The sequence below is a fragment of the Streptomyces sp. NPDC041108 genome, from assembly GCF_055592645.1.
Genome location: NZ_JBVIYK010000001.1, coordinates 463033 through 485094 on the forward strand (window position 1 = coordinate 463033; position 22062 = coordinate 485094).

Genomic DNA, 22062 nt, shown 5'->3' on the forward strand with positions numbered 1-22062 from the left:
AACGTTCGGTTCGCCCGGGGAAGCATGTCCGGGGTTTCCGGAGGAGGGTGGTGGTGGAAGCCGGGGCCCCGCGTGTGTGCGGGATGTTTCCAGCCGAAAACGCAGAGGTTGCTGACGGCCTCCGTTCATACGAATCTACAAGATGTGCCCCTTGGCCAGCCAACTCCTTCATGTTTTCCGTGACTGACCGGGGCCCGCCGGGCGCTGTGTACTGAGACACACCACACGTGAACAGCCCATGGACGAGCCGGGCCCGCCGCACACGATCTGGCTCAAAGAGAACGACACAGACGAAGAAGAGAGCCGGTCACATGGACTTCCTTCGCCCCGCCAGCTGGGAGGAGGCGCTCGCCGCGAAGGCGGAGCACCCCACCGCTGTGCCGATCGCCGGCGGCACCGACGTGATGGTCGAGATCAACTTCGACCACCGCCGGCCCGCACACCTGCTCGACCTGAACCGGATCGGCGAACTCTCCGAGTGGGAGGTCGGCGAGGACACGGTCCGCCTCGGCGCGTCCGTCCCCTACACCCGGATCATGGAGAACCTCCGTACCGAGCTGCCCGGCCTCGCCCTGGCCTCGCACACGGTCGCCTCCCCGCAGATCCGCAACCGCGGCGGCGTCGGCGGCAACCTCGGCACCGCCTCCCCGGCCGGCGACGCCCACCCGGCCCTCCTCGCGGCGGGCGCCCAGGTCGAGGCCGAGTCCGTACGCGGCACCCGGCTCATCCCCATCGACGACTTCTACACCGGGGTCAAGCGCAACGCCCTCGCCCCGGACGAGCTGATCCGAGCCGTCCACATCGACAAGGCGGACGGCCCGCAGCAGTACTCCAAGGTCGGCACCCGCAACGCCATGGTCATCGCCGTGTGCGCCTTCGGGCTCGCCCTCCACCCGTCCTCGCGGACCGTCCGGACCGGCATCGGCTCGGCCGCGCCGACCCCCGTCCGGGCCACGGCCGCCGAGGAGTTCCTGAACGCGGCGCTCGACGAGGGCGGCTTCTGGGAGAACGGCCGGATCATCACCCCGTCGGTCGCCAAGCAGTTCGCCGACCTGTGCGCCGGTGCCTGCAACCCGATCGACGACGTACGCGGCACCGCGAGCTACCGCCGCCACGCGGTCGGCGTCATGGCCCGCCGCACGCTGATGTGGACCTGGGAGTCCTACCGCGGCACCGCCGCCACCGAGGGAGCTGCGTGATGCGCGTCAATTTCACGGTCAACGGCCGTCCCCAGGAAGCCGACGACGTGTGGGAGGGCGAGTCCCTGCTGTACGTGCTGAGGGAGCGCCTGGGCCTGCCGGGTTCCAAGAACGCCTGTGAGCAGGGCGAATGCGGTTCCTGCACCGTCCGGCTGGACGGCGTGCCGGTGTGTTCGTGCCTGGTCGCCGCCGGACAGGTGGAGGGCCGCGAGGTCGTCACCGTCGAGGGGCTGGCGGACTTCGCCAAGCAGCGCGCCGAGCACGGCGGTTGCGCGTCGGGCGCGTGCGGTACGTCCGGCGCGGACGGGACCTCGCTCGACTCGGCCCGGCGGTGGGCCGCCCGAGGCGCCGACTCGCACACCGGCGAAGGGGTCGAACTCTCCCCGGTCCAGCAGGCGTTCATCGACGCCGGCGCCGTGCAGTGCGGTTTCTGCACGCCGGGGCTGCTCGTCGCCGCCGACGAGATGCTGGAGCGCACCCCGAACCCCAGCGACGCGGACATCCGCGAGGCGCTGTCGGGCAACCTGTGCCGCTGCACCGGCTACGAGAAGATCATGGACGCGGTCCGCCTCGCGGCCGCCCGGCAGTCCGAAGGGGGCTGACCATGGGAACCACCGGCCTGCCCGTCCACCTCACCCAGGGCTCCCGTACCAAGGGCGGCATCGGCGAGTCCACGCTCCGCCCGGACGGCACCCTCAAGGTCACCGGCGAGTTCGCGTACTCCTCCGACATGTGGCACGAGGACATGCTCTGGGGCCAGATCCTGCGCTCCACGGTCGCCCACGCCGAGATCGTCTCCATCGACACGGCCGAGGCCCTCGCCACACCCGGCGTGTACGCCGTCATGACCTACGACGACCTGCCGACCGGGGTACGCCACTACGGCCTCGAGATCCAGGACACCCCGGTCCTCGCCCACGGCAAGGTCCGCCACCACGGCGAGCCCGTCGCGATCGTCGCCGCCGACCACCCGGAGACCGCCCGCCGTGCCGCCGCGAAGATCAAGGTGGAGTACCGCGAACTGCCGGTCGTCACCGACGAGGCCTCCGCGACCGCGCCGGACGCCGTCCTGATCCACGAGGGCCGCACCGACCACCACATCGGTCATGTCGCGCACCCGAACATCCTCCACCGCCAGCCCATCGTCCGCGGCGACGTGGCGGCGGCCCGCGAGCGCGCGGACGTGATCGTGGAGGGCGAGTACGTCTTCGGCATGCAGGACCAGGCGTTCCTCGGCCCCGAGTCCGGGCTCGCCGTACCCGCCGAGGACGGCGGTGTCGACCTCTACATCGCCACCCAGTGGCTCCACTCCGACCTGCGCCAGATCGCGCCCGTCCTCGGACTGCCCGAGGACAAGGTCCGCATGACCCTGGCCGGGGTCGGCGGTGCCTTCGGCGGCCGCGAGGACCTGTCGATGCAGATCCACGCCTGCCTGCTGGCGCTGCGCACCGGCAAGCCGGTGAAGATCGTCTACAACCGCTTCGAGTCCTTCTTCGGGCACGTCCACCGCCACCCCGCGAAGCTGCACTACGAGCACGGGGCGACCCGCGACGGCAGGCTCACGCACCTCAAGGCCCGCATCGTCCTGGACGGCGGCGCCTACGCCTCCGCCTCCCCGGCCGTCGTCGGCAACGCCGCCTCGCTCGGCGCCGGACCGTACGTCGTCGAGGACGTCGACATCGAGGCCCTCGCCCTCTACACCAACAACCCGCCCTGTGGAGCGATGCGCGGCTTCGGCGCGGTCCAGGCGTGCTTCGCCTACGAGGCGCAGATGGACAAGCTGGCGGCGAAGCTCGGCATGGACCCGGTGGAGCTGCGGCAGATCAACGCCATGGAGCAGGGCACCCTCCTGCCGACGGGCCAGCCGGTCGACTCCCCGGCTCCGGTCGCCGAACTCCTGCGCCGCGTCAAGGCGATGCCTCTGCCGCCGGAGCAGCAGTGGCTCACGGCGGGCGAGGCGGCCGACGTACGACAGCTGCCGGGCGGCCTGTCCAACACCACGCACGGCGAGGGGGTCGTCCGGGGCGTCGGCTACGCGGTCGGCATCAAGAACGTCGGCTTCTCCGAGGGGTTCGACGACTACTCGACCGCCCGCGTCCGTATGGAGGTCGTCGGCGGAGAACCCGTCGCCACCGTCCACACGGCCATGGCGGAGGTCGGCCAGGGCGGTATCACCGTCCACGCGCAGATCGCCCGCACCGAACTGGGCGTCGCCCAGGTGACGATCAACCCCGCCGACACACGGGTGGGTTCGGCGGGCTCGACCTCGGCGTCCCGGCAGACGTACGTCACGGGCGGCGCGGTGAAGAACAGCTGCGAGCTGGTGCGGGAGAAGGTGCTTGAGCTGGGGCGCCGCAGGTTCGGTACCTATCACCCCGCCTGGGCGACGGCCGAGTTGGTGCTGGAGGGCGGCAAGGTCGTCACCGACGGCGGTGAGGTGCTGGCCGACCTCGTGGACGTCCTCGGTGACGAGGCCGTCGAGGTCGAGGCTCAGTGGCGGCACCGGCCGACCGAGCCCTTCGACCTGCGGACCGGGCAGGGGTTCGGCCACGTCCAGTACTCCTTCGCCGCACACCGGGCGGTCGTCGAGGTCGACACCGAGCTGGGCATGGTCAAGGTCGTCGAACTGGCCTGCGCCCAGGACGTCGGCAAGGCGCTCAACCCGCTCTCCGTGGTGGGCCAGATCCAGGGCGGTACGACCCAGGGTCTCGGCATCGCGGTGATGGAGGAGATCGTCGTCGACCCGAAGACCGCGAAGGTCCGTAACCCGTCCTTCACGGACTACCTCATCCCCACGATCCTCGACACACCGACCATCCCCGTCGACGTGCTCGAACTCGCCGACGACCACGCGCCGTACGGGCTGCGCGGGGTCGGCGAGGCCCCGACCCTGTCGTCAACCCCGGCCGTCCTCGCGGCGATCCGGGCGGCGACGGGGCTGGAACTGAACCGGACGCCGGTACGGCCGGAACATCTGACCGGTACGGCGTAGACCGTGGGCGCCGGGCGCCCATGAGCTCGGTTGGTCCGGTTCGCGGGCGGGCGTGGGTCCGGTGGGGCCTCTCGTGCAGTTCCCCGCGCCCCTCAAGGGCCTACGGCCCTTTCGGGCCGAAAAGGCAGGGGCGCAGGCCCCGCTTTTCCAGGGGCGCGGGGAACTGCGCCACCCGACCCGCCCCCACCGGACCCGCACCGGACAACGCCCCCCTGCAATCCCCCCGTTCGTCTCGGGCCGTCCCCCGGGTCGGGCACCTTCCCAAATCCCGCCGAAGCCCAGTGCGCGGCCGGGTGTCCCTGTGAACCTTGGGAGAACGCCCCATGACCCAACAGTCGCTCAAGCCGAGGACGGCCGTCGACGGCGCCCCCGGCCCAGCCGGCCGGTCCCGCCTCGACCGGTACTTCCACATCACCCACCGAGGATCCACCGTCGCCCGAGAGATCCGCGGCGGCGTCACCACCTTCATGGCGATGGCGTACATCCTCCTGCTCAACCCGCTCATCCTGTCCGGCCGGGACGCCGCGGGCACCACCCTCGGCCAGCAGGCCCTGATCACGGCGACCGCGCTCGCGGCGGCCGTCACCACCCTCCTCATGGGATTCGTCGGCCGGGTCCCGCTCGCCCTGGCCGCCGGCCTCTCCGTCTCCGGTGTCATCGCCTCGCAGGTCGTCCCCCGGATGACCTGGCCGCAGGCGATGGGCATGTGCGTGCTCTACGGCGTGATCATCATGCTCCTGGTCGTCACCGGCCTCCGCGAGCTGATCATGAACGCCATCCCGCCGGCCCTGAAGCACGCCATCACCATGGGCATCGGCCTCTTCGTCGCCCTGATCGGCTTCTACAAGGCCGGCTTCGTGCACCAGGGCAAGGCGACCCCGGTCAGCCTCGGCCCCGCGGGTGAACTCGCCGGCTGGCCGGTCCTGCTCTTCGCCGTCACCCTCCTCGCGATCTTCATGCTCCAGGCCCGTGGCGTCCCCGGCGCGATCCTGCTCGGCATCGTCGGCGGCACGGTCCTCGCCGTCGTCCTCAACGCCCTCGACGTCATCGACCCGAAGCAATGGGCCAGTGGCGCACCGGAGTTGCACGGCAGCGCGATCTCGATGCCGGACTTCTCACTCTTCGGGCACGTCGAGTTCGGCGGCTGGGGGGACGTCGGCGCCATGACGGTCGGCATGATCGTCTTCACTCTCGTGCTCGCCGGGTTCTTCGACGCCATGGCCACCATCATCGGGGTGGGGACGGAGGCCGGGCTCGCCGACGACAGGGGCCGGATGCCGGGTCTGTCCAAGGCGCTGTTCATCGACGGCGCCGGCGGCGCGATCGGCGGCGTGGCCGGCGGCTCGGGCCAGACCGTCTTCGTCGAGTCGGCGACCGGCGTCGGAGAGGGCGCGCGAACAGGGCTCTCCTCCGTCGTCACCGGCCTGTTCTTCGCGGCCTGTCTGTTCCTCACCCCGCTCACCGCGATCGTGCCCGGCGAGGTCGCGGCCGCCGCCCTCGTCGTCATCGGCGCCATGATGATGACGAACGCCCGGCACATCGACTGGTCCGACCGGGCCACCGCGATCCCGGTCTTCCTGACCGTTGTGATCATGCCGTTCACGTACTCCATCACCGCGGGCGTCGCCGCCGGAGTCGTCTCCTACGCCGCCATCAGGCTGGCCCAGGGCCGGGCGCGGGAGGTCGGCGGGTTCATGTGGGGCCTGACGGCCGTCTTCCTCGTCTTCTTCGCCCTCCATCCGATCGAGAGCTGGCTGGGCGTGCACTAGGCGCCCGGCGCCGAGTACCGTCCGCAGACCCGTTGCTTCAAGGAGACCGACCATGCTGGACATCGCCGAAGAACTGCACCGGTGGGTCGAGCAGGGGCGCGACTTCGCCGTGGCCACCGTGGTGGCCGTCGGCGGCAGCGCTCCCCGGCAGCCGGGCGCCGCCCTCGCGGTGGACGCCGAGGGCACGGCGATCGGCTCGGTCTCCGGCGGTTGTGTGGAGGGCAGCGTCTACGACCTGTGCCGACAGGCGCTGACGGACGGCGAACCGGTGCTCGAACGCTTCGGCTACAGCGACGAGGACGCCTTCGCGGTCGGTCTGACCTGCGGCGGTGTCATCGACATCCTCGTCACCCCGGTGCGGACCGGCGACCCGGTCCGTCCGGTGGTCGCCGCCGCGCTCTCCGCAGCCGCGAGCGGGGAGGCGGCGGCGCTGACCCGGATCGTCTCCGGCCCGGCGGACCTGCGGGGCCGCGCCCTGCTGGTCCGCCCGGACGGCTCGTACGGCGGCGGCTACGGCGCTCATCCCGAACTGGACCGCACCGTGGCCGCCGAGGCCCGTGCCCTCCTCGACACCGGCCGCACAGGCACACTGGAGATCGGAGAGCGGGGCTCACGCTGCGGAGCACCGCTCACCGTCCTCGTCGAGTCGTCCGTCCCGCCGCCCCGGATGATCGTCTTCGGCGCGATCGACTTCGCGTCGGCGCTGGTCCGCGTCGGCAAGTTCCTCGGCCATCACGTCACCGTCTGCGACGCCCGCCCCGTCTTCGCGACCCGCGACCGTTTCCCGGAGGCGGACGAGATCGTCGTCGACTGGCCCCACCGCTATCTGGAGCGGACCACCGTCGACGCCCGTACGGTCCTCTGCGTCCTCACCCACGACGCCAAGTTCGACATCCCGCTCCTCCAACTCGCCCTGCGGCTCCCCGTCGCCTACGTCGGCGCGATGGGCTCCCGCCGCACCCATCTCGACCGCAACGAGCGGCTCCGCCAAACAGGTGTCACCGAAGCCGAGTTGGCCCGGCTCCGGTCCCCGATCGGGCTCGACCTCGGAGCCCGCACCCCGGAGGAGACGGCTCTTTCCATCGCCGCCGAGATCGTCGCCGCCCGGCGCGGCGGCAGCGGCGTCCCCCTGACCGGCGCGCACACCCCGATCCACCACGACGGTTCCCCCGACCGTTCACCCGGTGTCACGCGGCTGCCGAGCCTGCGGGTCTCCTGAGGCCCGACCCCGAACCCGCGCCCGCGACTTGACCCCGGCAGGGAGAGGGCGGACCGTTGCTCCAGGACAACAGCACTACGGGGGCGGACAGTTGAGTGCGGCGAGCGGCGACGAGCGCCCGGCCGTGGGCGCGGGCGAAAGCGAACGCGCAAGCGGAAGCGGGAACGGACGCGGGAACGGACGCGAGAACGGAAGCGAGAACGGAAGCGGGAACGGAAGCGGCAGCGGTACGCCCTCGGGCGAGCGCGCCGGCGACCGCGACCCTGGTACGGAAGACGACCCCGGCGCCGACTCGTCCGGCCGCCCCGCCCCCGACGCCTCCGCCGACGACCGGCGGCTGTCCACCGCCTCGACGGCCCTGCTCGGCCTCTTCCTCCTCGCCCACGTCGTCTTCGTCTGCGGAGCCCTCGTGACCCTCTGGCCCGCCGTACTGGCGACGGTCGAGCCCGGGGCGGAGCCGACGGCCACCGCGCGCTGGTCGCCCTTCGGCCTCGGCGACTGGTCCCTCACCGCCGACACCGCGATGCTGCTCGCCGTGGTCGTGTGCAGCGCGCTCGGCAGCTTCGTCCACGCGGCCACGTCCTTCGCGACCTACGTCGGCAACCGGCGGCTCTACGCGAGCTGGCTGTGGTGGTACCTCCTGCGCGCCGGCATCGGCGTGGCCCTCGCCCTGCTCGTATACCTCCTGCTGCGCGGCGGCCTGTTCGCGGGCAGCTCCGGCGCCGGTGCCACCAACCCGTACGGCTTCTCCGGCATCGCCGGGCTCTGCGGACTGTTCTCCAAGCAGGCCACCGACAAGCTCCGCGAGATCTGCGACACCCTCCTCAGCACCACTGGCGACGGCGACCGCGACCGCCGCGACGGCCTCGCCGCCGCCCGGAACCGGGATGCGGGCAGGTCCTGACCGGCGCCCGTCCGCAGTCCGCCCGGCGGTTCACGCGGGCTTGCGCGCCAGCACGTACGCCTGTGGGGTGAGCGCCGTGGTGTCCGGCCCGTCCGCCTCCCGCACCAGCCGCGCCGACTCGACGAACCCGGCGTCGGTCAGCAGCTCCGCGACCAGGCCGGGCGGGAAGCGGTGCACGTCGAGGTCGAGGGGATGACCGTCCGCGTGCGACAGGTGCACGGACTCGTCCCCCACCTTGTACGCCAGCGCGAGGAGGCCGCCGGGGGCGAGAACGCGGTGGAACTCACGGAAGAGGGGCGGGAGTTCGGCGGGCGGGGTGTGGACCGTCGATTACCACGCGAGGGCGCCCGCCAGGGAGCCGTCCTCGAAGTCGAGCGCGGTCATCGTGCCCACGTCGAACCGCAGCCGGGGGTGGGCCCAGCGGGCCACGGCGACCATCTCCGGCGAGAGGTCGATCCCGCAGATGTCGAGCCCCAGCGAGGCCAGATGCCCGGTGACCCGCCCCGGACCGCACCCCAGGTCCGCCACGCGGCCCCCTCCGGCGCCCAGCACCCGCTCCGCGAACACCCCGAGCATCGCCCGCTCGAACGGACTGTTCGCCAACTCGTCTCTCAGCAGCTTCTCGTAGTCGGCGGCGACCGTGTCGTAGGACGCCCGGACGGCGTGCACGTGGTGTGTGGTCATGCTCCGCGACAGTAGCCGGGGGGTCCGACAACGACGTGGAGACCGGGATCCGTACCGCCGTCGGGCGAACGCCCTGTCGGCGGCTCAGCCCGGCCGCCGGCCGTCGGGCGCGAGCAGCCCGTCCACCACCCGTCCGAACGTCCGCCGTGCCACGAGCGCCAGCGGCCGGTCGAGGAATCCCGGCAGCCCCCGCACCCGCAGGTCCTCCCGCCACACCACTCGGGACGTGCCGGCACCGTGCGGATGGACCTCGATCTCGGCCCACCCGGTGACGAACGAACCGTGCTTGACGAGACGGCACCGCCCGCCCGCCTCCCCCTCCGGCGGCTGCCAGACGGTGACCTCCATCGGATCGTCGAAGGCGAGCGGGCCGACACCGCTGTGCGCCACGAACACCGTGCCCACCCCGGTCGGGGCCGGCGTGCGGACGGTGACGCGGGTCAGCGGGACGACTCCGGCGTGCCGGGGCCAGTCGGTGAGACGCTGCCATGCGCGGTCCGCGGGGAGCGGGGGGAGGCGTTCCAGGAGGAAGAGAACCACGAGGTGATCGTAGGCGCACGGGTCCGTTCCGGCCCCGCCCGACCCGCACGGCCGGCCCCGGCGCGGAGCCCTACCGTCGCGCCCCGCCGTACGGCACGATGAGGCGCGACCGCACGTCCGCCCCCGGCCGGAAGGTGCTCCCGTGGACGCTGAACTGCACGGCAGGCTCGACGAGTTGCAGCGCGATCCGTATCCGCACTACGCGCGGGCCAGGGCGGCGGAGGGGCTGACGTACGTCCCCGAGCTGGACTCCTGGCTGGTGGCGCGGGACGCCGACGTACGGGAGGTGCTGCGGCGCCCGGAGGACTTCTCCTCGGCCAACGCGCTGCGCCCGGACGTCATGCCCGCCCCCGCCGCGCTGGCCGTGCTCGGCGGCGGCTTCGGCGGCCGCCCCGTCGTCGTCACCGCCGACGGGGCCCTGCACCAGGAGCTGCGGGCTCCCATCGTGCGAGGGATGTCGCCGGCGAGGGTCGCGGCGGTCCTCCCGTACGCCGAGGAGCGGGCCGCCGCCCTGATCGACGGCTTCGTCAAGAGCGCCGGAGAGACCGGAACAGCCGGGAGCGGGGCCGATGGCTACGGCGAGGGCGGCGAGGGCGGCCGGGTCGAGCTGATGTCCGCCTATGCGGGCCGGCTGCCCGGGGAGGTCATCGGACGCCTCGTCGGGTTCGACCCGGAGGACGTCCCGGCGCTGGTCCGGGGCGGTCACCGGGCCGAGCGGCTGCTGTTCCGGCCCATGACGGAGGCCGAGCAGATCGCGGCGGCCGAGGAGGTGGTCGCCGCAGCCCACCGCCTCGACGCGTTCGTGCGGGCCCGCCACGCCGACCCCCGCGAGGATCTGGGCACCGAACTCATCAGGTCCGTCGTCGGCACCGGCACAGGACCCGGCACCGGAACCGGACCCGGCGCCGCCACCGACGCCGATGTCGCCACCGACGACAACGCCGGTGCCGGTGAGCTGACGCTCGACCACCGCCATCAGGTCGTCTCTCATCTGCAGAACCTGCTGATCGCCGGGCACCTGACCACGACCGCCCTCATCGGGACGACCCTGCTGCACCTCCTGCGCGACCGCAGGCAGTGGGAGCTGCTCTGCGCCGAGCCGGAGCGCATCCCGGCCGCCATCGAGGAAGCCGCCCGCCACGACACCGCGTTGCAGGGCTTCCGCCGTGTCACCACCCGGCCGGTCACGCTCGCCGGCACCGAACTCCCGGCCGGGACACCGGTGTTCCTGGCCTTCGGCGGCGCCAACCGGGACGGCTCCCGCCACCCGCGCCCCGACGACTTCGACATCACCCGGCACGCCGGCAGCCGCCACCTCTCCTTCGGCCTCGGCGCCCACGCGTGCCCGGGATCGCAGCTCGCCCGTGAACAACTGCGCATCACCCTGCGGCTGTTGACGAGCCGACTGCCGGGCCTGCGCCTCGCGGAGGACCAGCGGATCACCATGCGCCCGACGTTGATCCACCGCGCCCCGGAACGCCTCGAACTCGTCTGGTGACCTCCGGGGACACCCGCTCCGGCTCCGCCACCGCACGGCGAGGACGCGGCCCGAGCGCGGCTCAGACGTCCAGCAACTCCCGTGCCGCCACCGGCATCCCCGTCTCCAGCGACCGGTTCGCCGCCAGTCCCGTCACCAGCGAGCGCGCTCCGTCCACCGCGTCGGCCGCCCGCCCCAGCGCATCCGGCGCACGCTCCCCGAACAGGTCGGCCAGCATGCGGACATCGCCACCGCCGTGCCCGCCCTCGCCGACGGCCACCTTGACCTCGCGCGGCGGCTCCCAGAAGCGGCGGACCAGCAGTTCGGTCCGGCCGGCCCCCTCGCCCGCCTCGGCACCGTGCAGGACCGGGCCCGCCCCGGCCCTGCGGACGTGGGGGCGGGTCCAGGTGGACTCCTCCACCAGCAGCTCGACACGGCCCTCACTGCCGTTGAACGCGACGCGGTAGCCCTCCCAGGGGGAGTAGGCCGTCAGGTGGTAGGTCAGGGTGGCGCCGGAGTCGTAGCGGACGAGGACCGCCATGTCGTCCTCGATGGTCACGCCGGGGGCGAAGACGTTCTGGTCGCGGTGGTAGCCGTCCTCCCGCTCGGCGTCCAGATAGAGCGAGGTGAGGACGGGGGAGTCCCGGAGGTGGAGGGCGAAGGGGTCGGTCTCGGCCGCCGGGGAGCCGTGGGCGCGGGTGTAGTCCCGGGCGAGGCCCCGACGGCGGCCGGCGTCGGGGCCGTAGAAGAAGAGGCCGCCCTGGGCGAAGACGGTGTCGGGGCGGGTGCCGAGCCACCAGTTGACCAGGTCGAAGTGATGGGTCGACTTGTGGACGAGCAGGCCGCCGGAGTTCGCCTTGTCGCGATGCCAGCGGCGGAAGTAGTCGGCGCCGTGCCGCAGGTCGAGCAGCCACTCGAAGTGCACCGAGCCGATCTCGCCGATCTCGCCGCCCACGATCAGTTCCCGTACCGCCGAGTGCACCGGGTTGTAGCGGTAGTTGAAGGCGACGCGCACCTCGCGGCCGGTCCGGTGCCGGGCCTGGAGGACGCGGCGGGCGCGGTCGGCGTCGGTCGTCATCGGCTTCTCGGTGACGACGTCGCAGCCCGCCTCCAGCGCGCGCACGATGTAGTGGTCGTGGGACCGGTCCAGGGAGCACACCACGACGAGGTCCACGCGCTCGCGCCGCAGCATCTCCTCGAAGTCCTCGGCCCCGTACGCCGGTACGGGCGTGCGGCCGGGGTGGTCGGCCGCGATCCAGGAGTTGTGCACGGCGACGCGGTGGGCGTTCGTGTCGCAGAAGCCCACCAGGTCGATCCGCTCGGAGAACGGTCCGGTCAGTGCCTCGGTGAACATCCGCGCACGGGCTCCGAGCCCCACCACGGCGGCGCGGCGGCGAGGCACGGAGGTGGTGCAGGGGTCTTGTTCTGACATCCGGACCTTCCCTAGGGTCGTACCGGGGGGTGGAAGCGCTTTCTAGTGAAAGAGGTGACCCACTCATGCCCCGAATCAGGACGAGGAAGTCCTGGAAACCCCGTGCGGCGGCCACCGCGCTGGCGCTCTGCGCGCTGCTCACCGGCTGCTCCGCGACGGACGGGTCGGGCAGCGTCGGCGACGGTGTCGTCCTGCGCTACACCTGGTGGGGCAACCCGGACCGCGCGGCGAGAACCCAGGCGGCCGTCGACCTCTTCGAGAAGCGGAACCCCGGGATCGAGGTGCAGACCTCCTTCGCCGGCTACGAGGCATACAAGCAGAAGCTCGCCACCCAGGCCGCCGGCGGCGACGCGCCCGACGTGATGCAGCTCGACTACCGGATGATCGACCAGTACGCCTCCGGCGGTGTCCTCCTCGACCTCGCGGAGCAGCGATCGGCCCTGGACACCCGCGAGTTGGAGCCCGGTCTCCTCGCCACCGGCACGGTGGACGGCAGACAGTACGCGGTCCCGCAGGGGCGCGGCACCGAGACGATGGTCCACGACACCGCGAAGTGGAAGGCGGCGGGCCTGGAACCGCCCCGCGTGGGCTGGACCTGGAGCGAATGGGCCGAGGCCATGCGGACGGTGGCCGAGGAGACCGGAGAGCCCGGCGGCACCGACCCCGGGCAGAGCGAGGACGCCTTCGAGATCTGGCTGCGCGGCCAGGGCAAGTCCCTCTACACCGACGACCGGCGGCTCGGCTTCGACGCCGACGACCTGACCCGCTGGTGGACCTTCACCGACCGGCTCCGCAGGGAGGGCGCCGTGTCACCCGCCGAGCAGACCACCCAGCTCGACGGCACGGTCGAGAACACCCCGCTCGGCCGGGGCAAGGCCGCCTCGGACGTCAACTGGGACGCCCCCGCGAGCGGTTACCTCGCACTCGTCCCCACCGGGATCTCTCTCGCCCCGATGCCGGGCGGAGAGGACGGCACCCCCGGCCAGTACTTCAAGCCCTCCATGTTCATGGGCGTGGCCGCCGACTCCGGCCACCCGGAGGAGTCCGCCCGGCTCGTCGACTTCCTGCTCAACGACGACGAGGCCGCGAAGATCCTCGGCGCCACCCGGGGCATCCCCGTCAACGAGTCGATCCGCGAGGACATCGCGGCCGGCCTCAAGGACTTCGACAAGACGATCTACGAGTACCAGGCCACCGTCGAAGGGAAGCTCGACCCGCCGCCCCAGGCGCCCCCCTCGGGCGACAGCGCCCTGCAGACCACCTTCCAGCGCGACTACGACCAGGTCTCCTACGAGCGGATGTCCCCCCGCGAGGCCGCCGAGAACTACCTCACCGAGGCGAAGGCGGAGCTGAGGTCATGACCACCACGCAACTGCCGACCACCGTACGCGGCACCGGAGTCCAGCAGCCTGACCGGCCCGCCCGGCGCCGCCGCCGCGAGGGCGCGGCCTGGGTGTTCCTCTCCCCCTGGGTGCTCGGGGCCTGTGTCCTGACCCTGCTCCCGATGGCCGTCTCGCTCTACCTCTCCTTCACCGACTACGACCTCTTCAACGCGCCCAGCTGGGTGGGCCTGCGCAACTACACCCAGATGTTCACCGAGGACCCGCGCTACTGGCGTTCGGTGGCGACGACCCTGATGTACGTCGCCATCGCCGTACCGCTCCAACTGGCCCTCGCCCTCCTGGTGGCCCTCGCCCTGAAGAACATGAAGCGCGGCCGGGCCTTCTACCGCTCCGCGTTCTACGCCCCCTCCCTCCTCGGCGCGTCCATGTCCATCGCCCTGGTGTGGCGGGCGATCTTCAACGACGACGGCACGGTCGACCAACTCCTCGGCACCGGCGGCTGGGTCAACCGCCCCGGCTGGGCGCTGCTCGCGGTGGCCCTGCTCACCGTGTGGCAGTTCGGCGCCCCGATGGTCATCTTCCTCGCCGGACTCCAGCAGATCCCGGGGGAGTTGTACGAGGCGGCCGAGGTGGACGGCGCGGGTGCCTGGCGCCGCTTCCTGTCGATCACGGTGCCGATGCTGTCACCCGTGATCTTCTTCAACCTGGTCCTGCAGACCATTCAGGCATTCCAGGTCTTCACCCCGGCCTTCGCGGTCAGCGCCGGCAAGGGCGGCCCCGCGGACTCCACCCTCTTCTACACCCTGTACCTCTACGACCGGGGCTTCGTCGCCTCCCACATGGGCTACGCCTCCGCCATGGCCTGGGTCCTGCTGCTCGCCATCGGCGCGGTCACCGCGATCCTGTTCCGCACGTCCCGCTCCTGGGTCTTCTACGCCTCCGAGGGGGACCGATGACCACCACCACGCCCTCAACCCCCGCCCCGCGCAAGCCTGTCGACCCGCGGCGTGTGGCGCTGCACCTCGGCTGTGCGGCCGCGCTGCTCGTGATGCTGTATCCGCTGGCCTGGCTCCTCGCGACCTCCCTCAAGCCCGCGAACGAGGTCATCGCCAGCCTCGACCTGCTGCCGAGCAGGCTGGAATGGTCCAACTACACGACCGCGCTGGACGGCGTCAACGACGTGTCGGTGGGCAGGCTGCTCGGCAACTCCCTGCTGATCGCCGGCGGCGCGGTCGTCGGGAACGTCCTGTCCTGCTCCCTGGCGGCGTATGCCTTCGCCCGCCTGCGGTTCCGGCTGCGAGGCCCGCTCTTCGCGTTCATGATCGCGACGATCATGCTGCCGCACCACGCCGTACTGATCCCGCAGTACATCATCTTCAACCAGCTCGGCATGGTGAACACCTACTGGCCGCTGGTCCTGCCGAAGTTCCTCGCGACGGAGGCCTTCTTCGTCTTCCTCATCGTGCAGTTCATGCGGGGCCTGCCGAGGGAGCTGGAGGAGGCGGCACGCATCGACGGATGCGGACCGTTCCGGAGCTTCTTCTCGGTGATCCTGCCCCTCACCCGGCCCGCCCTGATCACCACCGCGATCTTCACCTTCATCTGGACCTGGAACGACTTCTTCACCCAGTTGATCTATCTGTTCTCGCCCGAGAAGTTCACCCTGACCCTGGCGCTGCGGTCCTTCGTCGACGCGTCGAGCACCTCGGCGTTCGGCCCGATGTTCGCCATGTCGGTGATCGCCCTCCTGCCGATCGTGCTGTTCTTCCTCGCGTTCCAGCGGTTCCTGGTGGAGGGCATGGCCAACTCCGGGATCAAGGGATAGGGATGAGCGTCGTGCGCAACGGCGGGGAACGTGAGGCGGGCGAGATCTTCGGCCCCCGGATGACACTGTTCGCGGACGTGCTGAGCATCGGGATCGCGGTGGCGGTGGTGAGCCTTCCCCTGGTGACCCTGCCCGCCGCGCTCTCCACGGCCTGCGCGCTGCTGCGGGGCGTACGGGAGGGCCGTCCGGCCACGGCCGGCCGTTTTCTCGTGGCACTGCGGGAGCGTCTGCGGCCCGGTGACCTCGCCGCCGGACTCGTGGCCCTGACCGGCCTGGCCCTCGTCCTGGCCGATCTGGCCCTGGCGGCCGCCGGACTCCCGGGCGGGCGGGCCTTCGCCTTCCTCGCCGCCGCCGTCGGCACGGGCGCCGCCGTGGTCGGCCTGCGCGCCTGCGCACGCCCCGAGTCGGTCGGGGACTGGCCCGCGGCGCTGCGGGGAGCGGCCCGGGACGCGGTGCGTGATCCGGGCGGCAGCGCACTGGTCGTGGCGGCCGTGGCCACGGCGGCGCTGAGCGCCTGGATGCTGCTGCCCCTCGCCTTCCTCGTGCCGGGTCCGCTGGCGCTGGCGCTCACCGCCGTGGACGTCCGCGGAAAAGAGGTCGCCTCCCGGCCGGGCGTGTGATGCGCTGACGCACTCGCACGTCATCAGCAAGGGGAGCGCACGGTGAACAGACGGCAGCGGAAGAAGTGGTCCACACGGCTGGTGACGGCCGCGATGGTCGGTGACACGGTGCGGGTCCGCGCGCTGCTGCGGGCCGGAGCCCCGGCCGAGACGACCGACGCCGAGGGGACGACACCTCTGTACGCGGCCTCCGTGCACGGAGCCGCGGACACGGTGCGCGTGCTGCTCGCGGCCGGGGCCCTGCCCGACACCGAGAGCGGACGCGGAACAGAGGGCACGCCGCTGTGCGGCGCCGCGTGCTGGGGGCACACCGAGACCGTGCGGGCGCTCCTCGACCACGGCGCCGACCCCGGCCTCCGCGAGGACCACGGCACGGGCCGCACCCCGCTCGACTGGGCGACCGCCGGCCCCCACCCCGAGACGGCGGCCCTGCTGCTGGCCGCGGGGGCGCGGCCCTAGGCCCGTCGTCACACTCCGGTTCACCCCGCGACGACGGGAAGGTGACGGCACGGCCCGGTGTCCGATCCCGAACTCGGCCTGCCCCACGTTCGAGTGCCACGTCGTCCGTGCGCACGACCGTGGTGACGTACCGGCGGCCGTCGCCTCCGTGCCGCCCGACGCGTGAGGGCGACGGTGAGGATCAGCCGCGTCACGCCCGGCTCGCGCCCCTGACCCCCCGGGGCCGGTCCCCGCGTCGAGGGGTGGGGACGAGCGTGGCGCCGTACGGCCACGGTCCGGCGCCGCCGAGTCGACGGCCCGCCGCCTCGGCGAAGGGGAGGCGGCGGCCGGCGCCTCAATGACCGGCCGGCGGGCCCGTGGTGCCGCGGACCTCCAGTGTCGGCGTGGTCAGGACGAGCTTGCCGGCGCGCGTCGGGTCGGCGATGCGGTCGAGGAGGCACTGGGCTGCGGCCCGGCCCACGTCGTGGCTGGCGTTGTCCACGGTGGTGAGCCAGAGGTGGCGCAGGCGGGCCACGTAGGTGTTGTCGTAGCCGACGAGGGAGAGGTCGCGCGGCACCTTCAGGCCCAGCTCCTCGGCGGCGGAGAGGGCGCCCACGCAGGCCATGTCGTTGAACGCCACGATGGCGGTGGGGCGTTCGGCGGTGCCGAGCAGCCGTACCGTGGCGCGGTAACCGCCCTCCTCCGTCAGGTCGCCGCGCTCGACGGACGCCAGATCGCCCAGCCCGTGCTCGCGCATCACCGTCTCGAAGCTGCGGCGGCGCAGCGCGCCGACCACGCCGTCCCCGGCGATGTGCGCGATGCGCCGGTGCCCGAGGCCGATGAGGTGCTCGGTGGCGAGACGGGCGCCGAGCTGGTCGTCGCCCGCGACGACGTCCACCTGGGGGAGCGTGGGCTCCCGGGCACCCGCCACCACGGTCGGGACGAGCCCGGCCGCCGTGCGCAGGGCCTCGGACGGGGGCAGGGTGCCGACCGCGATCAGCCCGTCGACCCGCAGCTCGGTGAAGGTGCGGGTGAGATCCTCGCCGAGTCGTCGGTTCAGGTGGCCGTCGGCCAGCAGCATGCGCAGACCGTTGTCGTGCAGACGGGAGTTGAGGCCGTCCAGCAGCTCCACGAACCAGGGGTTGCGCATGTCGTTGAGGAGAACGCCGACCGTGCGGGTGCGGCGCTCGCTCAGACTGCGGGCGGCGGCGTTCGGCCGGTAGCCCAACTCGTCCACGGCGGCCAGCACGGCCTGCCGCTTCTCCTCGCGCACCTGTTCCGAGCCGCGCAGGACCAGCGAGACCAGGGACTTGGACACACCGGCCCGCTCGGCGACGTCGCGGATCGTCGGGGTCGCGGGTCCGGGTCTCATGGCCTGGACCGTTCCACAGCGGAGTGCCGCTGTCAAAGGGCTTGACAGTACCGGAACCTGCCCTCAATGTGAGCGGCGTACGTGCTTGGAACGGTCCAAAAGAAGGGCAGTCATGGTGAGTGCGCTCGGTGTCGCCGTGGTGGGGTTCGGCTGGATGGGACGGGTGCACACGCAGGCGTACGCCCGCGTGGCCCACCACTTCCCGCAGCTGCCCCTGAGGCCCGAGCTGGTCACCGTCGTGGAGGAGGTGCCCGGCCGTGCCGAGGAGGCCGCCCGGCAGTTCGGGTTCGCCTCGACCGCCCGGGACTGGCGCGAGGTGGCCGCCGATCCCCGGATCCAGGCGGTCAGCATCACCGCGCCGAACTTCCTGCACCGGGAGATCGGCGTCGCCATGGCCGAGGCCGGCAAGCACATCTGGATCGAGAAGCCCGTCGGGCTCACCGCCGCCGACGCCCGCGCGGTCGCCGACGCGGCCGCCCGGTCCGGCGTCCAGGGCACCGTGGGCTTCAACTACCGCAACGCACCCGCCGTCTCCGCCGCCCGCGAGCTGATCGCCGCCGGGCGGATCGGCGCGGTCACCCACATCCGCATCCGCCTCTTCAGCGACTACGCCGCCCACCCTGAAGGTGCCCTGACCTGGCGGTACGAGCGGGAGCGCGGCGGCAGCGGCGTCCTCGGAGACCTCGCCTCGCACGGCGTGGACCTGGCCCGCTTCCTGCTCGGCGACATCACCTCCCTCACCGCCGACACCGCGATCTTCGTCCCCGAGCGGGCCCGGCCCACCGGCGCCACCGCCGGACACACCCGCGCCTCGGGCGGCGAACTCGGCCCGGTGGAGAACGAGGACTACGTCAACTGCCTCCTCCGCTTCGCCTCCGGCGCCCGGGGTGTCCTGGAGGCGTGCAGGGTCTCCGTCGGCGAGCAGAACAACTACGGCTTCGAGATCCACGGCACCGAGGGCGCCCTCTTCTGGGACTTCCGCCGCATGGGCGAGCTGGGCGTCAGCAGCGGCGACGCCTACCAGGACCAGTCCGTCCACACCCTCTTCGTCGGCCCCGGGCACGGCGCGTACGGAGCCTTCCAGCCCGGCTCCGCCAACGCCATGGGCTACGACGACCTCAAGGTCGTGGAGGCGCACAACTTCCTGCGCTCGATCGCCGAGGGCACCCCGCACGGCACCACCCTCGCCGACGCCGTGCACAGCGCCACCGCGCTGGACGCGATGAGCCGCTCGGCCGGGTCGGGAGCGTGGGTGAACCTCTGAGCCCGGGGGCGGGCACCGCCCTTGGAAACCGTTCCCGTACCCGAACTCCCGCTTCCCGTACGTCAGTTGCGGACGAGGAGTTGGAAGTCGAAGGAGTAGCGCGAGGCCCGGTAGACATGGGTGCCGTACTCCACCGCGCGCCCGGTGTCGTCGTACGCAGTGCGCTGCATGGTGAGAAGCGCGGCGCCCTCCGGCTCGCCGAGGCGCTCGGCCTCCTCGGGGGTGGCGAGGCGGGCGCCGACGCTCTGGTGGGCGCTGTGCAGGGTGATGCCGGCGTTGCGCATCATCTGGTACAGGCCCGTCGACTCCAGGCGTTCGGTGCCGAGGTCCAGCAGCCCGCCCGGCACGAAGTTGGCCAGGTACGCCACCGGCTGGCCGTGGGTCAGGCGCAGCCGCTCGACGAGGTGCACCTCGGCGCCCTCGGTGATGCCCAGGGCGGCCGCGACCTCGGCGGAGGCCGGCCGGATCTCGCTCAGCAGCACCCTGGTCGTGGGCCGCTGCCCGGCCGCCTCCAGGTCGTCGTAGAGGCTGCTCAGCTCCAGCGGCCGTTTCACCTGACTGTGCACCACCTGCGTACCGACACCCCGGCGGCGTACGAGCAGGCCCTTGTCGACGAGCGACTGGATGGCCTGCCGCACGGTCGGGCGGGACAGGCCGAGCCGGCCCGCGAGTTCGATCTCGTTGCCCAGCAGGCTGCCGGGGCCGAGGGCGCCCTGCTCGATCGCCGACTCCAGCTGCCGGGCCAGCTGGTAGTACAGCGGCACCGGGCTGCTCCGGTCGACGCTGAGGCCGAGACTCCCTGTACTCCCCGTGGTCGCGCTGGTCACGCCCATGAGAGTAGCCGTCCGTCCGGATGACAGGAACCCCTGTCATCGCATTGTCCTGACATGACTCGGTGAGGTACCGGGAGTTCGGCAGGGCGCGGCACCGAGGGGCTCCGATGAGCGGGCCCCTCGGAAGCGTCCGGCGATGCGTCAGAGGTGGCGCCGCCGGCCGGCCGCCTCGCGGTCGTACGCCGCGCGCGCCTCGACGGCCGCCGGACGCACGGCGGTCTCGGCGACCGGGACGTCCCACCACGCCTCCGCCGGGGGAGCGGTGGGCGCCGGGTCGGTCTCCACGTACACACAGGTGGGCCGCTCCGAGGCGCGGGCCGTCGCCAGCGCGTCGCGCAGCTCCTTCACGGTCTTGGCGCGGACGACGTCCATGCCGAGGCTGGCCGCGTTGGCGGCGAGGTCCACCGGGAGCGGGGCACCGGAGAAGGTGCCGTCGGCGGCGCGGTAGCGGTAGGCGGTGCCGAAGCGCTCGCCGCCGACCGACTCGGACAGGCCGCCGATGGAGGCGTACCCGTGGTTCTGGATGAGGACCAGGTTGACCGGCAGGCCCTCCTGGACGGCCGTGACGATCTCCGTCGGCATCATCAGGTACGTGCCGTCCCCGACCAGCGACCAGACGGCGGTGCCGGGCGCCGCCTGCTGGACACCGATCCCGGCGGGGATCTCGTAGCCCATGCAGGAGTAGCCGTACTCCAGGTGGTACTGGCGCGGGCTGCGGGCCCGCCAGAGCTTGTGCAGGTCGCCGGGGAGCGAACCGGCCGCGTTGATGACCACGTCCTCGTCCCCGACGACCGCGTCCAGGGCGCCGAGCACCTGGGTCTGGGTGGGCGCGGCGTGCTCGTCGGCCGGGGTGTAGGCGGCCTCGACGACCTGCTCCCAGCGCTCCTTGCCGGCCCGGTACTCCGCCTCGTACGCCTCGCTCACCCGGTGGCCGGCCAGCGCCTCGGTGAGTGCGGTGAGACCTGCCCGCGCGTCGCAGACGACCGTCCGGGCCGACAGCTTGTGGGCGTCGAACGCGGCGATGTTGAGGTTGACGAAACGGACGTCCGGGGTCTGGAAGAGGGTGCTCGAGGCTGTGGTGAAGTCGGTGTAGCGGGTGCCCACGCCGATGACCAGGTCCGCGGTGCGGGCGATGTCGTCGCAGACGGCCGTGCCGGTGTGGCCGATGCCGCCGAGGTCGCCCGGGTGGTCGAAGCGCAGGGATCCCTTGCCGGCCTGGGTGGACGCGACCGGGATGCCCGTGGCGTCGACCAGCGCCTTCAGCGCCTCCTCGGCCTCGCTGTGGTGGATGCCGCCGCCCGCGACGAGGAGCGGGCGCCGCGCGCCGCGGATCGCCCGCACGGCCTCCGCCAGCTCCACCGGGTCGGGCACGGGACGCCGTACGCGCCACACGCGCTCGGTGAAGAACTCCTCCGGCCAGTCGTACGCCTCCGCCTGGACGTCCTGGGGGAGGGCGAGGGTGACGGCGCCGGTGTCGGCCGGGTCGGCGAGGACCCTCATGGCGTTCAGGGCGGCCGGGATCAGCGCCTCGGGGCGGGTGATCCGGTCGAAGTGACGGGAGACGGGGCGCAGGGTGTCGTTGACCGACACATCGGCTTCGGTGGGGTGCTCCAGCTGCTGGAGCAGCGGGTCGGCGCTGCGGGTCGCGAAGTAGTCGCCGGGGAGGAGGAGTACGGGCAGACGGTTGATGGTGGCGAGGGCGGCGCCGGTGACCAGGTTGGTGGCGCCGGGGCCGATGGAGGTGGTCACCGCCTGCGCGGAGAGCCGGTTCAGCTGGCGGGCGTACCCGACGGCGGCGTGCACCATCGACTGCTCGTTGCGGCCCTGGTGGAACGGCATCGCCTCCTCGCCGGCCTCCAGGAGCGCCTGGCCGAGGCCCGCGACATTGCCGTGGCCGAAGATGCCCCAGGTCCCGGCGATCAGCCGGTGGCGTTCTCCGTCGCGCTCGGTGTACTGCGCGGACAGGAACCGCACCAGCGCCTGGGCGACGGTCAGACGGCGGGTGGGGGACTGGGGCATCGGTACCTCACGGGTCGGGGTGATTGGTGGGTGTCTTACGGGGTGGTGCGGAGCGGTCCGACCGGGGGGCGACCGCGTTCTCCACGTCGCCCCGGCCGGGTCGAGCAGACAGCGGCCCACGGCCGGACCCCG

Annotated in this window: 18 protein-coding genes and 1 pseudogene; 13 read left to right on the forward strand and 6 right to left on the reverse strand. The window is 72.5% G+C overall.

Going from position 1 to position 22062, the window contains the following annotated elements; all coding sequences use genetic code 11:
* Positions 1-311: 311 nt before the first annotated feature.
* The 6 genes from ACZ6BB_RS01900 (at position 312) to ACZ6BB_RS01925 (ending at position 8083) form a co-directional block, all read left to right on the forward strand.
* Positions 312-1199: an FAD binding domain-containing protein gene (locus tag ACZ6BB_RS01900; protein WP_471613370.1), complete on the forward strand. Its 888-nt coding sequence runs from the start codon at positions 312-314 to the stop codon at positions 1197-1199.
* On the forward strand, positions 1199-1801 hold the full coding sequence (locus ACZ6BB_RS01905; protein WP_471613371.1) for a (2Fe-2S)-binding protein: 603 nt from the start codon (positions 1199-1201) through the stop codon (positions 1799-1801). The genes ACZ6BB_RS01900 and ACZ6BB_RS01905 overlap by 1 nt, the downstream gene beginning before the upstream one ends.
* A 2-nt stretch (positions 1802-1803) precedes the next feature.
* Positions 1804-4191 carry a xanthine dehydrogenase family protein molybdopterin-binding subunit gene (locus ACZ6BB_RS01910; RefSeq protein WP_471613372.1) on the forward strand — a complete coding sequence of 796 codons (2388 nt, stop codon included), beginning with the start codon at positions 1804-1806 and terminating at the stop codon, positions 4189-4191.
* Positions 4192-4514: 323 nt separating this feature from the next.
* Positions 4515-5960: an NCS2 family permease gene (locus tag ACZ6BB_RS01915; RefSeq protein ID WP_471613373.1), complete on the forward strand. Its 1446-nt coding sequence runs from the start codon at positions 4515-4517 to the stop codon at positions 5958-5960.
* Positions 5961-6012: 52 nt separating this feature from the next.
* The gene (locus ACZ6BB_RS01920; protein ID WP_471613374.1) at positions 6013-7179 is read left to right on the forward strand and encodes an XdhC family protein; all 1167 of its coding nucleotides are present in this window, start codon (positions 6013-6015) and stop codon (positions 7177-7179) included.
* A gap of 91 nt (positions 7180-7270) precedes the next feature.
* Positions 7271-8083: a hypothetical protein gene (locus tag ACZ6BB_RS01925; RefSeq protein WP_471613375.1), complete on the forward strand. Its 813-nt coding sequence runs from the start codon at positions 7271-7273 to the stop codon at positions 8081-8083.
* A gap of 30 nt (positions 8084-8113) precedes the next feature.
* On the opposite strand, the pseudogene ACZ6BB_RS01930 reads toward ACZ6BB_RS01925, so the two are convergent.
* Positions 8114-8767 (reverse strand): annotated as a pseudogene (locus ACZ6BB_RS01930) (class I SAM-dependent DNA methyltransferase).
* An 84-nt stretch (positions 8768-8851) separates the two neighbouring features.
* Positions 8852-9307, reverse strand: a complete 456-nt coding sequence (locus tag ACZ6BB_RS01935; protein WP_471613376.1) for an SRPBCC family protein — start codon at positions 9305-9307, stop codon at positions 8852-8854.
* A gap of 142 nt (positions 9308-9449) precedes the next feature.
* Between ACZ6BB_RS01935 and ACZ6BB_RS01940 the strand changes: the two genes are divergently transcribed.
* The gene (locus ACZ6BB_RS01940) at positions 9450-10805 is read left to right on the forward strand and encodes a cytochrome P450 (protein ID WP_471613377.1); all 1356 of its coding nucleotides are present in this window, start codon (positions 9450-9452) and stop codon (positions 10803-10805) included.
* 61 nt (positions 10806-10866) lie between these two features.
* Here ACZ6BB_RS01940 and ACZ6BB_RS01945 read toward each other — a convergent pair whose 3' ends face one another.
* Positions 10867-12216, reverse strand: coding sequence for a Gfo/Idh/MocA family protein (locus ACZ6BB_RS01945; RefSeq protein ID WP_471613378.1), 1350 nt, complete (start codon positions 12214-12216; stop codon positions 10867-10869).
* Positions 12217-12281: 65 nt separating this feature from the next.
* On the opposite strand from ACZ6BB_RS01945, the gene ACZ6BB_RS01950 reads away from it, so the two are divergent.
* The 5 genes from ACZ6BB_RS01950 to ACZ6BB_RS01970 are packed head-to-tail and all read left to right on the forward strand — an operon-like array spanning position 12282 to position 16463.
* On the forward strand, positions 12282-13577 hold the full coding sequence (locus ACZ6BB_RS01950; RefSeq protein WP_471613379.1) for an ABC transporter substrate-binding protein: 1296 nt from the start codon (positions 12282-12284) through the stop codon (positions 13575-13577).
* Entirely contained in the window at positions 13574-14515 is a 942-nt protein-coding gene (locus ACZ6BB_RS01955) for a carbohydrate ABC transporter permease (RefSeq protein ID WP_471613380.1), read from the forward strand. The genes ACZ6BB_RS01950 and ACZ6BB_RS01955 overlap by 4 nt, the downstream gene beginning before the upstream one ends.
* Complete coding sequence (locus ACZ6BB_RS01960; protein WP_471613381.1) at positions 14512-15384, forward strand: carbohydrate ABC transporter permease; 873 nt, start codon at positions 14512-14514, stop codon at positions 15382-15384. Before ACZ6BB_RS01955 ends, ACZ6BB_RS01960 begins: the two co-directional genes overlap by 4 nt.
* A gap of 2 nt (positions 15385-15386) precedes the next feature.
* Complete coding sequence (locus tag ACZ6BB_RS01965; RefSeq protein ID WP_471613382.1) at positions 15387-16004, forward strand: hypothetical protein; 618 nt, start codon at positions 15387-15389, stop codon at positions 16002-16004.
* Positions 16005-16046: 42 nt separating this feature from the next.
* Entirely contained in the window at positions 16047-16463 is a 417-nt protein-coding gene (locus ACZ6BB_RS01970; protein ID WP_471613383.1) for an ankyrin repeat domain-containing protein, read from the forward strand.
* A 334-nt stretch (positions 16464-16797) separates the two neighbouring features.
* Here the strand turns inward: ACZ6BB_RS01970 and ACZ6BB_RS01975 are convergent, their stop codons facing one another.
* A complete protein-coding gene (locus ACZ6BB_RS01975) occupies positions 16798-17814 on the reverse strand; it encodes a LacI family DNA-binding transcriptional regulator (protein WP_471613384.1) in 1017 nt (338 codons plus the stop codon).
* A gap of 112 nt (positions 17815-17926) precedes the next feature.
* Between ACZ6BB_RS01975 and ACZ6BB_RS01980 the strand changes: the two genes are divergently transcribed.
* The gene (locus ACZ6BB_RS01980) at positions 17927-19078 is read left to right on the forward strand and encodes a Gfo/Idh/MocA family protein (protein ID WP_471613385.1); all 1152 of its coding nucleotides are present in this window, start codon (positions 17927-17929) and stop codon (positions 19076-19078) included.
* Between the two features lie 62 nt (positions 19079-19140).
* Here the strand turns inward: ACZ6BB_RS01980 and ACZ6BB_RS01985 are convergent, their stop codons facing one another.
* Positions 19141-19911 (reverse strand): GntR family transcriptional regulator, encoded by a 771-nt coding sequence (locus ACZ6BB_RS01985; RefSeq protein ID WP_471613386.1) that lies wholly within the window; start codon positions 19909-19911, stop codon positions 19141-19143.
* 141 nt (positions 19912-20052) lie between these two features.
* Complete coding sequence (gene iolD, locus ACZ6BB_RS01990; RefSeq protein WP_471613387.1) at positions 20053-21930, reverse strand: 3D-(3,5/4)-trihydroxycyclohexane-1,2-dione acylhydrolase (decyclizing); 1878 nt, start codon at positions 21928-21930, stop codon at positions 20053-20055.
* Positions 21931-22062 lie beyond the last annotated feature (132 nt).

Bases quoted from the DNA above. Each gene is read 5' to 3' on its own strand.
- ACZ6BB_RS01900 (WP_471613370.1), top strand. From the start codon at position 312: ATGGACTTCCTTCGCCCCGCCAGCTGGGAGGAGGCGCTCGCCGCGAAG.
- ACZ6BB_RS01905 (WP_471613371.1), top strand. From the start codon at position 1,199: ATGCGCGTCAATTTCACGGTCAACGGCCGTCCCCAGGAAGCCGACGAC.
- ACZ6BB_RS01910 (WP_471613372.1), top strand. From the start codon at position 1,804: ATGGGAACCACCGGCCTGCCCGTCCACCTCACCCAGGGCTCCCGTACC.
- ACZ6BB_RS01915 (WP_471613373.1), top strand. From the start codon at position 4,515: ATGACCCAACAGTCGCTCAAGCCGAGGACGGCCGTCGACGGCGCCCCC.
- ACZ6BB_RS01920 (WP_471613374.1), top strand. From the start codon at position 6,013: ATGCTGGACATCGCCGAAGAACTGCACCGGTGGGTCGAGCAGGGGCGC.
- ACZ6BB_RS01945 (WP_471613378.1), bottom strand. From the start codon at position 12,216: ATGTCAGAACAAGACCCCTGCACCACCTCCGTGCCTCGCCGCCGCGCC.
- ACZ6BB_RS01950 (WP_471613379.1), top strand. From the start codon at position 12,282: ATGCCCCGAATCAGGACGAGGAAGTCCTGGAAACCCCGTGCGGCGGCC.
- ACZ6BB_RS01955 (WP_471613380.1), top strand. From the start codon at position 13,574: ATGACCACCACGCAACTGCCGACCACCGTACGCGGCACCGGAGTCCAG.
- ACZ6BB_RS01960 (WP_471613381.1), top strand. From the start codon at position 14,512: ATGACCACCACCACGCCCTCAACCCCCGCCCCGCGCAAGCCTGTCGAC.
- ACZ6BB_RS01965 (WP_471613382.1), top strand. From the start codon at position 15,387: ATGAGCGTCGTGCGCAACGGCGGGGAACGTGAGGCGGGCGAGATCTTC.
- ACZ6BB_RS01975 (WP_471613384.1), bottom strand. From the start codon at position 17,814: ATGAGACCCGGACCCGCGACCCCGACGATCCGCGACGTCGCCGAGCGG.
- ACZ6BB_RS01980 (WP_471613385.1), top strand. From the start codon at position 17,927: ATGGTGAGTGCGCTCGGTGTCGCCGTGGTGGGGTTCGGCTGGATGGGA.
- ACZ6BB_RS01985 (WP_471613386.1), bottom strand. From the start codon at position 19,911: ATGGGCGTGACCAGCGCGACCACGGGGAGTACAGGGAGTCTCGGCCTC.
- iolD (WP_471613387.1), bottom strand. From the start codon at position 21,930: ATGCCCCAGTCCCCCACCCGCCGTCTGACCGTCGCCCAGGCGCTGGTG.